We start from the raw sequence: 14,396 nt of genomic DNA, 5'->3' as shown, positions 1-14,396 counted from the left end.
GAGAGCTACACCCGGTCTGCTGTGACCTTCATTTCAAAATTGCCATTAGGATTCGGCTTGGCATGAATATCCGTTGCGATACGAATATAAAAATCGATGCTATCCTCCGGTTGAATCAGACCATAGGTCAGATAATCGATCGGAAGAAACGGGTCGGCCTGTCTGGATAATTGGACTTCAACACCATCCGTTTCGAATTTCTTATCCATCTCCAGGTAAACATGATCCACAGCATAACCAAGCAAGTTTTTGATTCTGACTTTCTTTGTTAACGTCGTCTGTCCGGCAATGATCACCCCATAATCAAGTTTTTTCAAAATACCACCAAAGGTATCTGAAAGAAAATCTCCAGACTCATCCATAAACATTAATCCTGAATACGATCCGATAAACTTGATTTCCCGTGAGTCTACGGCACCCCAATAATCCTGAAATTCAACCTTCAATGTATTCTCTACGCCAAAATTAACATTTCTCTCGTCAATATTGAGTTCAATATTGAATGGAGATGCTGCTAGTCGTGTAAAATTGCCATCCGCCGGATAATACGTTTTACCGTTCAACAAGACGCGGTATTTAACCTTGCCCTGATCTGCATCATCAAGCACACCTGTAAGTTTGTTACCAGAGAAGGTCAGGTCGATTGTGGCTGTGGTGTTTAACAGTTGTAGTGACATATCTCTAAACTCCACTGCATGTCGCGGTGCATCAACGACCATCTTCACTTCGTCAAGCAAGTAGCTGTTTTCATAATGCTTACTGCTATCGAAGTAATAGGCGATTCGTGTTAAATCAATTAGATCCTTTTCAGGGATGGCGTTGAGTGTGTCCAGATTCATTCCTTTTCTTTTGAATAGGGTTGTATTCTGGATATCCATATCGAGCCACTTGTTGAAACGGTATGTCTTCCATGTGAGCCCTGAGTCGAATGAAGCAGCCATTCTTAGTATACCTTCCGGACTGTTCTCCGTTACTTTTGTAGCAATAACTTTTTTGACATCTCCAAAGAGCGCTATGTCTGTTGGTTGAACAATTAATTGTTCAAACGGTAGCGCGTTATACGTCAGCATCATGTCCCGATTTCCGGCGATTACCTCTTCATCATTCGTCCACGTAACTACGTCAAAATCTCCCTCAAGTTCATCCAATGGGGAGTAGTTAGCCGTAATATTCAGTTCCGCTGATGTTTTGGATGGATCATCTGTGTAGTATAGAACGTCTACACTATCACCCAACTCATCGTATATTGTAAAAGGCTCGGTTTCGATTGTAATCGTTGATTCGGTTTGATTCGGGTCGTCAGTGTATTCAATGATTTTGATCTCTTTGTCTTCCCATTCTTCCGCTAGGGTGAAGGGTTCAGTTTCGATATTGAAAGATGCTTCTGTTTTGGTTGGGTCGTCCGTGTAGTAACATAGTTCTACTTCACCTTGAAGTTGTGACCATGCGGATTCAGGTATGATGGAGATGTCGTCCATACCATAGTTTAAATAGTCCTGCTCGGTGGGTGAACCTGAAATCACTTGCCATTGCCCACTTGCGTAATACTTATAGGTTGAGCTATTTTGCACTAAATACTTATTGTCATAGACCCAATCCATAAATTCAATCTCATGGATATTGATTACTTCAGAGGTGTTATTTCTTGTTACCCGTACTCTATAGTTGAGATAGGCTTTAGTGGGAGCGATATTGAAAGTGACTTTTCTATTGTTTGTCCATGATGCGACTACATAATCATTTCTTGTGTCAATTAGATCCCATGTAACTGCATCATTACTTGCTTCCAGAACCCAAGATCGAGGTGGCGAGTTGTTTTCCAAGCAATATATCGAGTACCCTGCCAATTTTATAGAGGTTGGAAACCTGTAAGAAACCCATGTATTAGTGACACGATAGGTTCCGTAGAACGTACCTTGACTTCTATCAAAGGCTTTATAAGCGTGATATGCACCATTTTGACCATTGTAGCTTACTACCCCTGAAGGTGAAGTATACGATGTCATAGGTGGTACGATATTCACAAGCTTTGCCATAATCCCATCTCCTTTCTAAATGTAAATTAAACAATTTCATCTAACTGATTTAAATAATTGATGCTTTTTTGATTGATACTTTGTTAGTATTAATCTTTTGTTTGAAGACTTTTCCTGAACCGATTTTTTCACTATCTTTAACCAATGACCTTCTTTCGCTGAATTCATCCTCCAAATCAATAATCATTCCTTTGTTCATCCCATGTTCTAGAATACTTACTTCCGAACATTCCACGGAAGTTATGTACCTTTCGGATTCATACATGCCAAAATCACCAATCGCCAAGAAGTCTCCAGCGCCTTGGTTGGCAGTAACATTAATTCTATATTTCTTGAACCCAACTTTATTCTTAAACCCGTAGAGACGGAACTCTTCTACAGTAAAGTTAGGCTCATTTATTCTGGTGTCAAGGATAATCCATTTCGTTCCTTCCCATCCCTCAAATGTCCAGGTTTTTGGAGGTCTGTTGACTGGGGTTGTTCCAGACTTAATAGAATACGCAGTTATTAATTTGGCCTGCGGAAACTCATAGCTTAACCATCCGACCAAAATTCCACTAGCTGCAACCCATCCATTTGGATCAACAATTCTATCAAATGCTCTCCATGGATAAAATGTTGTGTAAGTCGAACTTGCATCAACAACACCTGATGGAGTAGTGTTAGATGTCATTGCAGGAATAGCATTATCTTTGTATTTATTTGTAATGCTATAGTGCTTGTCTTCTGATGAAAATAAAATTTTATTAGAGTACACTAAGTTGTAAGCTTTAAATCCAGAAGGAACATTATGTACAAAGGGTCTTACACCAAAGTTAATTGTGACTGTTTTACTGTTTGAACTAAATGAGCCTAGAGTAGGATAAACTTCTCCTAATTCCTTTACATTAGTGTGACTAATGCCCATACTAACACCATTCTTAAAAAACTCTAATGTTCCATTGTCAAGATCAAGTGCGACACCCACAACTGTCCCAATATCCCAGACTGTACTGTATGCTGTATTTTCCGGATACTTGTTCCCGCTATTACCATAATAAGTTCTCCACATTGAGCTATCTGCAACAATATTCCCTGTTAAAAAGAATGATTTGTTGGATACTCCAATATGAACGTTTTTTACTCCAGCATCATATTTAACCTCCCAATACCATTTTCCATTTGACTTACCGTGTGTAGCACGAATAGCACGATAATCAGTTGAGGTGACTACGGTAAGGTTACCATTAGAAAAAGTGAACCCTGAACCCATATCGTTTGGGTTTAATGTAACTGGGATTGTTTCCATAAACGGAGCATCTCCTTCCCAAAAATAAATAGAACACATCTTATAAAGGTGTTCTCGATTAACCGAGGGTAATTTTATCTACTCGGCGTTTTGACATATCAATTATGTGTTCAAAGGTTTTTCCTGATCCAAGCACAGTATTTCCTTTTATTAAATTTTTCTTTGTTTCTAAAATTTGATTGAAATAGTTTATATCTCCAACACCTCGATCCAGAAAATCCGATTCGGTTGCGGATTCCATTTGAACTAGATAAGATGGTTTTATTTCGAACATTTCAAGTTCATATATAGCTGGTAAAGTTACACCTGAGCTTAATGAAGTTATATAGAGTCTATAATGAGTATAAGATTTTCTATTCGGAATAACATAATCTAATACACCACTAGTTCCTCCAACAATTGAATGAAGAGTGTCATAGTTAACACCATCATTACTTCCTTGGAATTCATAGTTGCGAGGATAATATGTTGCACTTGTAACATAAAGCTTGTACTTTGCTATCACTTTTGGTTTTGTAAATTTATAACCTAACCATCTTGGCAATGAACCTGGGAGAGTGTTACCACCCCAATTCGAACTTTTATTACCATCGAATGCTTCCCACCCCCAAGTCATATTTCCAGAAGGCGTGTTACTGACAAGCACCTCGCCTTCTGGAGTTGTATTACTCGTCATTTTAGGTATAGAGGTCGTTTCTTGAATGCCATCATTTAATAGAGAATAAAACTTATCACCTGATGAAAGTAATAATTTATTTTGAATTGTTATTCTATACGGCATTAAACTTTCACCCGTAAGTATGTCAACTGCATCTATTCTAAAAGTTACATTAAAATCCTTGAGTATGATAGAGTGCTCACTTTCCCTGAGTCCATCAATCTCAAAATATACTACCTTATTATTGTTATTAACTGGACATGTATATGTTTTTCCATCTTGTTCTGAGTCAATAAAAACTTTAAAAGAAAGTGCGCTTCCTATTAATCCACCAATTAATTTGAGAGAACTTCCTACAAAATTAAATCTAATTTCTGTATTAGTTTGAATTGTTGAATAGGTTCCTCCATGGTTATTTGAATTGGTTGATTGTGTACCTATATTAAAATAAGTAATGTTTGTGTCACGTTCATCAATACGCAAGAATCCTGTAGCTGGATTAGCCAATACATCCCCAACTGCCATTTAACCATCCCCTTTCTAATTAAAATTATTGTTCTATAAACAAAAAGAAGTAGAGCATTTTACTCTACTTCACATTTACACTTGTTACTTCATAATATTTTTTCAGTTCGATTCTTCCTTTGAAAAACTTACCTGATCCTAGTGATCCCTTTACAGTCATAATCTGAACGAAATTTTCGTTTTTTCTATCTACAACAGATAGATCATCCATTCCGTCATTAATAAATGTGTCTACTGATGGTAGAGTTTCGGAAATTGTATTCCACATTGAAGGAATTGCAGGAACAGCAGTTATTCTTTCCATCAATTCGATCTGCCAAATTGAAACGTATGAGGTGTCTCCACTATTTAATGTAATTCTTATGCGATAGGAAAGATAACTGTTAATATTGGAGCAGGTGAACTTTTTCTTCTTATTCATTTCCCAACCTGTAACACCTATTACAGTGTCAATTGTAACCCACGTTCCATCAGAACCGTTTGTGCTATCATTACTACCTTCTATAATCCAATCTTTTGGACTTCTTGTTAGGACAGACGTATTATCTGAAGGTGGTAATATAGTATATTTTGTTATGACTTTTGGTATATCAAATCTATAGCAGATCCAACCGGTCCTTGCAGTACATATCCACGCCATGTTACCCGAAGGTGTATCGCTAAAAGCTTGCCAAGCGTCATATGTACTAAAATACGCGCTTGCACTCGCGAATCCAGAAGGAGAAGATTTTGATATCATTGGTGGAATACTATCCGTGGTGGCATGCGTTTCAGATATTTCAGGAGTTCCAGCGTAAAACCTTTTATACGCCCCTTTATGATTAATAAATGATCTGTTCATTGGAAGCACTTCAACTTCAAACAAAGGTCTATATCCAGTGTTTGAAGTTGCATTACTACTAGCAGGAGCATTGAACGCATTGACTGCACTTAAACCTTTCCTTGCCCTATAAGTTGAATTGGCTGATGCAGTTGTTGTTGTCCAACTATACGCACTACTACTGTTCCAATTCCAAACACTATTATCTCCTGGCGAAATAGTGTTATTTAACGTAGATGTTACAATGTATTTATACCATTCACTATAATCATCATTAGATGTTATACTACCTGTCAAAAGACGTGCAACGAAATTAAATTCTACCATGCCCATATCAACTGGAATACCGAAAACTCTACCATAACTATTTAATTGATCCCACGAAACAAAGCTTTGGATGTGTCTATCCGCAATCAGAATATTCTTGTTGTTGAATTCATCTGCCATAATAAAGTAAAAGTCACCTTTATTGATTGCAGGGACAGTAGGAGAAGTTATAATGAAGTCGTCTGTTTCTTTCCCAAGACCACTGAACACACCTTCTCCACCGTTTGAAGTCACAGCATAATTACACCTGATTCGCTTGCCAATAGTGAGCTTAGAGACATCTTCTACTTCATCTGGATGAAATAAACGACCATCGGAATCGATGTCGATTGCATCAAGAGCCATAAAAGTTGTCGTTGATCGACTGGATTTATTAACCATTTCTACTCGATGTCTTGCTTCGGGTAATCCAACAATTTCAACCTGAAGTACTTGTGCAAGCTCCGAACCTAGTTGTGAATGAGTTCCATGCAACTTTCCATCAACGTAAATATCAATTAAATCACTTCGATTGGTATAACGTGCTCCAATAATTCTTAGCTTAGTTCCTTCAAAATCAAAGACAATTTTGTCGCCTATCATTGATGTGTAATTAGAGTACCCGTTGTATGCACCTGTACCAGCACCGTTAGTGAAACTTCCAACATATTTAATTGAGGAAATATTGTCATCATATCTCTTCCATCCTGATTCTGGCGCTGTTAATCGAGATCCTACCACTGGTCTTACCAATCCAAGATCCCTATCTTGATCAATATCAATGGAGTCAAACAAAAGTCTTGTCCTAGTTGCCCCTGAAACGGATGTATAGGGTAAGACTTTTATTTCAACGCTATGTTCACGATCTTCCAAATCGTCTTTTTCATAAACGACCACAGTAGATGGAGTTCCGTAAGCAGTCTTAATGTTCCCCTGATTCACTCCATCAAGTATTAGTACAAATCCACTTGTATCATTATTTCCATATGCTTTCAAAATAAGTTTTTTACCAGTAAAGTTAAATTTCATTGTATTGTTTGCTGTGATAGAGAACATACCAACATTATCAGTAAACTGATAGGAGCCTATAGTTGTTTCAAATCTCTCCCAAGTTCCTACATAAGAAATTGCTGAGGAAATTGCATTGGATCTTTTCCATCCTGTTTGGGGCTTTGGTAATTGCTGTCCTACAGTTGCCATCATTACACCTCCTTATATTCAAATACAGGACGATACCCATATATTGTATGGATTGATGCCGCAGGTAATATTAAGGTACCTTGAGGTGTAGTCGATCCTCTTGGCATTCTGTAATTAGAAACACTGAAAGATATATTTAACTCTGGAGTGTCCTGTGTAAATGAATAAACGTTTTTCCAGTGAAAAACATCGTCTAGAGTTTTGCCAGCTTGAATTTTACCCATAGGGAAATTAACAATGTACTTGTCCCATTCGTTGATTTTAGGCCAAGCGCCAAAATTCAAATCTGTTTTTGAAGCAGACTTTTTACCATCCGAATCAGCAAAAGCAATTCCACCTGTAAGACTTCGAAATGTTCCAACAATATTATCCATCAACTCTAATTCAGTTAGAGCAACATAGCCAGCCATACCATTATTCTTGGTTATATTTAAACGGTAGTGAGTAAATTTTTCGGTGTTATTAAAGGTGCATATTTTTTTCTCTAATGTTGTAAAACTTTCGTCAACTCTTGTATCCAACACTGTCCAATTAGAACCATCATTTGAACCTTCAAGCGTCCAATCTTTAGGATTGATTTGTAAAGAGAATTGTCCTGTATCAATTCCAGTCAAACTATACTTAGACACTCTTTTTCCTTCTAAAAATTTATATTGAATCCACCCTGTAGCTGCATTTGCTTGCCAAAATTTATTTCCAGTATATACTTTGTCAAAAGCTTGGTAAGCTTGCCTTGTACTTATTTCTGAACTTGCACTTGCTTCCCCATGAGGAGCAATATTGCTAGTCATCTTTGGAGTTAAAACGAATGGATTCCAATTCGCATAACCTTCTATCAGCCCTCTTGCATTAAGCAAATCCCAACTTACCATATTAAAAACAACTCGGTCAGCCACAAGAATGCCTTTATTAACTTTGACAAGATAAAAAACTCCAGTTTGTTGAGTGGTTGCATCAAATCCAGTCAAAGCTACTTCATTTGAATTGGGATAACCAAGATCATAAAATGCTGTTGATGCGCTTATTGTTCCTAAACGTATAGCACTACATGAAATATAATCGCCAATCTCCATATCTCCTATATTTGTTCTCAACTGCCCTGTAGTCGCTGGAGCTGTCATAAAATCACCCCTTACTTACTCTGATTCCATCTACTTTTTGAAATTTCGTATTTTCAACCTTCTGACGTAGCACTATCCCTGTTGGAGTGTCCGATGCTCGTTCCATGTTCAATTGATATATTTTCTTTAAGCCTAGTGAACCCGAATCACTTTCGACAAAGGAATTGTTGTATTTCCCATCCTCATTAAAATCGTCTATGTAGAAATTCGAATATTTCTTTTCTGCAAAAATCTCAATTTTCACCTTCATATACTTTGCAGGAGACTTAGGAGCAGTCACATCTGCTAGAATTTCCTCATACGCCCCCCACTCAAAGCCATCCTCAGATGTACTCCAATAGATCTTGTATGATGCTCCCCCTACTACATCTACCTTTGCAGCCACACCTTTAAATGATGCGATCTTATCCTGAATCCGGATGGGAGTGGACTCCCAAGATCCATTAGCTGGATAGATTGAATTCCCATCCGCATCCTGGCTCAACTCTCTTAATTTCAATTTCTGATCCTGAAATATCATATCTTGAAAAACACCTATGGATAGATCTATATCCAGTGCTATTTCTTGAATCGCCATACTTTCACCACCTATCTCATCTCAAAATCCAACTCAACGAATGTCCCAGTTTATGATTCCTGCATGATTTGCCTTCAGAGGGGCAACGATTTGATCTATGACAAAGCCATTTTTACGAATAACTAATTGCCCAGGCAGGTCCTGATCTGAGGTGATTTTAATTTGGAGAAACGCAGTTTCTTTCAACGGCAGGGAACACACACATTGAAAGTTAATCTGCACATCGTTCAAATTCATCATTTTTTTGTAACCGAAGTTAAAACATTCAATCGTATTATGGAAAGCCCCCGAACTCCCATTACCTGAATGTCCACTCATATTCACATCTGAAGAAACATTCTTGAATTGAATGATGTCACTGTATAGAAAGGTCCTACCCGTTAGCGGGTATTCTTGTTCTTCACATACGTATGATATAGAGTACCGATCCGCATTAATATGAAATACACCGTTGGCAACGTTGTGATACACGTGAGATCCTTGCCCGATCAATCCAAAAGAGACCAACTTTTCCTTGTTAATTTTATAAAAACTGTTTGATTGTTGTGTCTGCAAATCGAATTCGCTTAAATAAGTACCATCATAGTAATCAGCAATCCATACATAAGCTTGAGATACAGGTGAGCGCGTAAATTGTGTATTACCTAGAATCACAGGACTTCCCCCCTTTTAATAAAAAGGACAGGCTGCAATAGCCTGTCCACATGATTATTTCTTTTTTACACGTAACGATAGGAGATACGTTTCTTGAACTGTTGCTTGCCACTTTTTGCATTCAGCGGTACTACACATTGTATGGATAGGGTCACATAGTTACCTGCCGCATCTTGAGGATTTCCATTGTTACTAACCCCCAGGATTTCTTTCGGTCCCGGTGCAAATGGTGTTGCATAAGCGGTTCCCGTATGATCTTTGATTGTCTTGCCTGTTGTTCCGATGGGTTTGGAAAAATCCTTACCAATACGTGAACTTTCTTCTTCCAGGTCTGTCTCCCCCAAGGAATCAACCTGAACGTGGAACCAGTTATTCTTCACCACTTCTACATCATGAGCCTCCGTGTCACCAGTACCACCAGTCATATCTCGCGTTGTAATCGTGCAATCTTCCATTTTAGATACGTCCGAAGCACCATTTTTATTGTTCCATACATTGAAAATAAAAATATCACTTTTGCTATCCGCATCAATAACCTTGTAGTCAAAAGGGGTAATAATCTCATTACTATGTGTAGCATCCATCCATGAAATAATTGGTTGTGTCATTATAATCCATCTCCTTTTTTATGTTCTGATCGTTAATTGAATCGTAAGATGTTGAATGTTTGAACCGGCTTCGATGATGTTGATTCTGAAGATATCTCCAGCCTCCACTTTTCTCACCTCAAATGTAGCCTCACCATCATCTTGATGTTGAAATGCTTCAAATTTCAGTGGACTCCCCATCACATCCTGCCAGTGAATGAGATCCTTGGATCGTTCAATTCTTATTCCAGTCGCGGTATCTCCAGAAACTCCACAGTAGCCCTTTACATGTAAAATCTCGCCATCGAATGGAAAGGGGGCTAAAATCCCCAGTACTTCCGGGTACACCCGTGATTCTTTGCAAAAGACTATAACCCGATCCTGTACTTCCAACGGAATCTCATTTAATTTCAGGTGTTCAGCTGTACTCATGAGCCCATCCATATCGGAATTAACCACCTGAAGGTTTTGACCAAATACATCAATCTCTACCCATGTCTGTCCATCAAAACGATATCTTTTACCATCCTTATACGTCTGCACCGTCCAGCCTATTTCAGGAGAAGGGTATTGCATACTTAACTCCTCAAAATCAACAACCGGACTCTGGTACACAAGTCGAGTCGTCTGATAAGCCTCTTTTGCTTTTCCGGCAGCCTGTAAGGCTTCGCCAGCAGCCTCCAGTGCCCGCTTGATAGCGAGTTCAGTTTCGCCAGGATCTCCTGGCTGCCCGGGACCGCTATGTTTCACCGCTTCTCTAATTAAAGACTCTACATGTGCTAAAGTTATCCCATTTGACATAATTCACCTACCTAAGCGTTATGTAGCATATTTTCTTTATAAGACTGTTTCCAAGTTGATACCTCCCCCATAACTAGGAAACCTGTCTCTGGCTTATCATTAAAGAAATTCTTGAACAACCATGCAAAGCATTGCTGTGTCTGGCTTTAGAGAAGTTTTCTAATTGGACTAATGCCAGCTTTTTTGCACTCCTTGCAGTATTTCATTCGATTCGATTTTGCAAGCATTCGTTTTCCGCATACGGTACAATTTTTGATGTTTTCTCCTTTCCAGCGAGAATACTCCAACACAAAATCATCGAAGCGAACTAACTGGAAGGCAACCTCACCATGCTCCGCAGCGAACAAAACCTGTACGTTAGTTGAATCGACACGTTGACTTTCTTTGAGATACCCTAACTGAATAAGTTTGTGCACCAATAACCCCTGATCTTTTTTGCTTACGGCCATTTGACTATCACCGTAGATTTCTTTCCATTCATTATTAATCCAGTACGTATCATTTTCATTGATTCGATTATTAATCTTGCTGTAGACCAGTAAAACAAAGGCCAATTTCTCGAGTCGTTTACTTTTAAGTTGTTTGATCTTTTGAAGTTCTTCGTGCGTTACAGGTACATGATCAATCTCGATTAACGTGCTCTTGCTTGCCTCCTCCCTTATCTTGATATACTTCTGAGACTGCTTAATGATACGATTGAGAAATGTATCCCACTGGACAGCATTGTAGTCTGGATAATACTTGGTCATAAACTGATTTAACAACGCATATGCATCTTCGGCGTTCTTCCCTTGTTGAAGCCCGTATTTAGCTAAACAAATCAACGTTTTGGTTGGCTTCTTATCCATTTTCCCATGTGCAATTGCTTGCTCGGCATGATGACGTTCATTCAGAATGATTTTCAAGGGCGCTGCTCCTTCACATACATTTGGGTCATTTTAAAGGTTCTTCCGGCATACTCAATATCGCCGTCCGGCTCTCTAACCGGATAATGGATGATGTGATCATTGCTGAGCAATAGATTGCGAATAATCTGATCTCCTGACACATCCCATACAAATTGCTTTGATTTCTCCGCATTTCGATAACACATGTCCACAATCATATTGCACAGATCTTCTTCGTTATTACAGATCTCCAGCGCCTGCTCCTTAAAGCGTGAAACAAACAACTGCCATCGGGCAGATCTTTCTTCCTTTTTCACCTTACTCTTGCGCAAGTTAGTCATATAGCTACGTAGCTCTTCGTTATGCATCTGATATAAACGTTGAATCTCTTTGTAACGAGCTTGTGAGTATTTTTTGGTACTCATCAGTATCGTATGATCAAATGGACTCTCGGACTGTTTTAGCTTTAACTTGTTGAACTCATCTTCCACTTGATGGCATAACCGGTTCATCACAGATGGTGCCGTGGATACAGGCATTCTCTGTTCATACTGTGCCAGGAACTGTTCCTGATCCGGAGATAGCTCCTTCTTCAAATACAACTCATCCACAGTCATGCCAAATAACTGCAAGCACTTCTGACTCGTTTTTTCTACATAGGTGGCATATTCTTTTTTCTGTTCCGGGTCATTGTATATGAAAAAATATGGCTTCTTGTTTGCTACCATTTTCAAGGCAGACTCGTCCGTTACCGCAGCGCGAATATCATACCAGTGCTTCGGCATTTTTTTGCATTCAATACCTTTAGCCTGATCAATGGCATTTTGTTGATAATGCTGACCACATTGAATTCGGTACATCATTTCCAGATATTCTGCACTATGCTCCTCATAATTGGCTAATACATCAAACATCGACGTGATTTTGTTCGTTGTAAAACCGATCAGATCACCAAAGCTGTCTTTGTTAGCCTGAATCAGATCCTTTTCATCCGGAATTTTATGGGCTGAGGTTTTCTGTACACATACAATCGCATCAAGCTCCTGTATTGCCCCAAGAATCGTGTGGTTATCTGTAGTTAAGACCTGATCACTATCCATATCTGCACCATTTAAGGAATGTGTCGTCGTATCCCATGAATTCAAGATCGTGACCGTGTTCATATAGCGATACCAATGCTGCATCTCATCTGTATTTTGAAAACGAAGCACCTTGATATTGTTATGACAAGTCATCGGAGCTCTGAAGCAAGCTACACGGTCCACATGGCGTTCATTCCAATAGCTGGAGTAGAACTCACCTGAACTCAGCAATCCTGTTAAAGGCAAGCCAAATATGCTCTGACACAATGTATAGGGATCGCCAGATATAATGCTGAAATTGCCTTTCACTCTTAGAACTCCGATCTTGGCTTCATTCATTCGTTTACGTATTAAGGTATGAATTTTGTTGCGCACAAAAGGATCATCTATAAGTCGCGGGTCTACCATCAGCCCTTTGATATAATCATCTGGACTATTTCTATAATCGTTCTCATGGATGTGAATTCCTTTGAGAAATAACAGTGCCTTGCGATAGTCTTCACCTAGCACATCTTTAATCGAGTCTACTGTGGGACGAATAAGTTCACCAATCTCGTTATCATCCAATTGGAGTGACTGAATAAACTGGTAATTTAAATGACGCTCATCCTCCAGTTCTTCGGGTGTAACCTTCGTTACGCTGAACGTGTAGCCATAATAACCGCAACATAACAGGTAATCGTCGATACTGTTGTATGAGCTCCATAGTTTGAGCATGGACGTTGTGATGATCAGGTCTACCTCTCGAATATCCACAGGATTACCCCAGGCATCGTCCACCATATCATTGCCTGCAACTCGATCTGCAAATTCGTGATAATCAAATGTAAAGACCATACCTTTACAGAAGCTATTACGGATACAGAAGCCACTCGGGATATATGCATGTCCCAGCTCGGTTGCCCATCGTTCACTAAGTGCAGGAGAGATAAGACCGAACCCATCACTCATGTTCATCTGAATAGGCTCATTTTTCTTACTCTCTATGCGAGGGTATTCTGTCTCGGTATCATCAATCTGAATTATGTCTGCGCCAAATTCAGTTATACAATCATGAACAACCAATACCCGCTCGGGATGTGACACAGGCGTGCTTGTACTGCAAGCCAAGGCCTTATATGCCTCCAGTTTGGCAGGAACCAGCTCTTTATTGGGATCTCTGCCGTTATTCAATCTTTTCTCCAACAGCGGATGAATATCCTTACTCACATAGATGACCGTCGAACTTTTGGCTCCACCTGTCGTAGCCAGTAGACGCTTGTATTTCTTGCCGTTAACAGAGAAGGTTTTCGATGAATTCAGCCGATCATAGTCTTTATTATTTTCAATGACCACCAGCAAGTAATCATCGGCAAATTTCAGGTTTTTCAGTTCTTCATGCAATTTCTTCATTGTTCTTTTATGTTCAGCATTGGTTTTCAAGGCTTTTAATCGCTCTATTTCCAGCTTGATTCTAGCCAGATCTTGTTCCCTCTCTTTGTAGCCTCGAATACGATCGATAAAACGAAACACCTGATGGTTTCCAATAGATGCCACTTCTCCATTTACTGTCGCTTCTTGATAAGTAAGATGCAGATCATAATCCGCTTTTCTAATTCTGGAAGATGTAATTTTATAAACGTATCTCAATCGATCCTGATATGCATTGCCCATTCCCGATTCCCCCTGTTGCTTCCTGTCCTGATTAAATAAATTATAGAGTAGACCCGCACGACTGGCGCAGGCAAACAGGACGATCAGGGGATGAAAAAAGAAGAATATTTGTTCTATTCTGGGGAGAAATTAAGGGGCACTCCGGGGCTAGATTCATTTCGAATCGGCATATTTCTGCGTCTCTAGCACTATGATAATTTC

General features: G+C 39.1%; 11 protein-coding genes. All 11 read right to left on the bottom strand.

Annotated features, from left to right (window positions below; genetic code table 11):
* Positions 1-5: 5 nt before the first annotated feature.
* The gene (locus CXK86_RS01010; RefSeq protein WP_180361704.1) at positions 6-1,601 is read right to left on the bottom strand and encodes a hypothetical protein; all 1,596 of its coding nucleotides are present in this window, start codon (positions 1,599-1,601) and stop codon (positions 6-8) included.
* Between the two features lie 484 nt (positions 1,602-2,085).
* Positions 2,086-3,324, bottom strand: a complete 1,239-nt coding sequence (locus CXK86_RS01005) for an SPRY domain-containing protein (protein WP_180361703.1) — start codon at positions 3,322-3,324, stop codon at positions 2,086-2,088.
* Between the two features lie 58 nt (positions 3,325-3,382).
* Positions 3,383-4,507, bottom strand: coding sequence for a discoidin domain-containing protein (locus tag CXK86_RS01000; RefSeq protein ID WP_101313318.1), 1,125 nt, complete (start codon positions 4,505-4,507; stop codon positions 3,383-3,385).
* A gap of 64 nt (positions 4,508-4,571) precedes the next feature.
* Positions 4,572-6,833 carry a hypothetical protein gene (locus CXK86_RS00995; RefSeq protein ID WP_101313317.1) on the bottom strand — a complete coding sequence of 754 codons (2,262 nt, stop codon included), beginning with the start codon at positions 6,831-6,833 and terminating at the stop codon, positions 4,572-4,574.
* A gap of 2 nt (positions 6,834-6,835) precedes the next feature.
* Positions 6,836-7,954 (bottom strand): discoidin domain-containing protein, encoded by a 1,119-nt coding sequence (locus CXK86_RS00990; protein ID WP_101313316.1) that lies wholly within the window; start codon positions 7,952-7,954, stop codon positions 6,836-6,838.
* A gap of 4 nt (positions 7,955-7,958) precedes the next feature.
* Positions 7,959-8,531 carry a hypothetical protein gene (locus tag CXK86_RS00985; protein WP_101313315.1) on the bottom strand — a complete coding sequence of 191 codons (573 nt, stop codon included), beginning with the start codon at positions 8,529-8,531 and terminating at the stop codon, positions 7,959-7,961.
* A gap of 33 nt (positions 8,532-8,564) precedes the next feature.
* Complete coding sequence (locus CXK86_RS00980) at positions 8,565-9,185, bottom strand: hypothetical protein (protein WP_101313314.1); 621 nt, start codon at positions 9,183-9,185, stop codon at positions 8,565-8,567.
* A gap of 65 nt (positions 9,186-9,250) precedes the next feature.
* Complete coding sequence (locus CXK86_RS00975) at positions 9,251-9,793, bottom strand: hypothetical protein (RefSeq protein ID WP_101313313.1); 543 nt, start codon at positions 9,791-9,793, stop codon at positions 9,251-9,253.
* 18 nt (positions 9,794-9,811) lie between these two features.
* Positions 9,812-10,573: a hypothetical protein gene (locus tag CXK86_RS00970; protein WP_101313312.1), complete on the bottom strand. Its 762-nt coding sequence runs from the start codon at positions 10,571-10,573 to the stop codon at positions 9,812-9,814.
* A 146-nt stretch (positions 10,574-10,719) separates the two neighbouring features.
* Entirely contained in the window at positions 10,720-11,478 is a 759-nt protein-coding gene (locus CXK86_RS00965) for a hypothetical protein (protein WP_036669874.1), read from the bottom strand.
* On the bottom strand, positions 11,475-14,195 hold the full coding sequence (locus tag CXK86_RS00960) for an RNA dependent RNA polymerase (RefSeq protein ID WP_101313311.1): 2,721 nt from the start codon (positions 14,193-14,195) through the stop codon (positions 11,475-11,477). Before CXK86_RS00960 ends, CXK86_RS00965 begins: the two co-directional genes overlap by 4 nt.
* Positions 14,196-14,396: the final 201 nt, after the last annotated feature.

The sequence above is a fragment of the Paenibacillus sp. BGI2013 genome (assembly GCF_002843485.1).
Taxonomy (GTDB): Bacteria; Bacillota; Bacilli; order Paenibacillales; family Paenibacillaceae; genus Paenibacillus; species Paenibacillus amylolyticus.
Note: the sequence above shows the minus strand (reverse complement) of the source record. Positions and strands in the feature narration are given on the sequence as shown.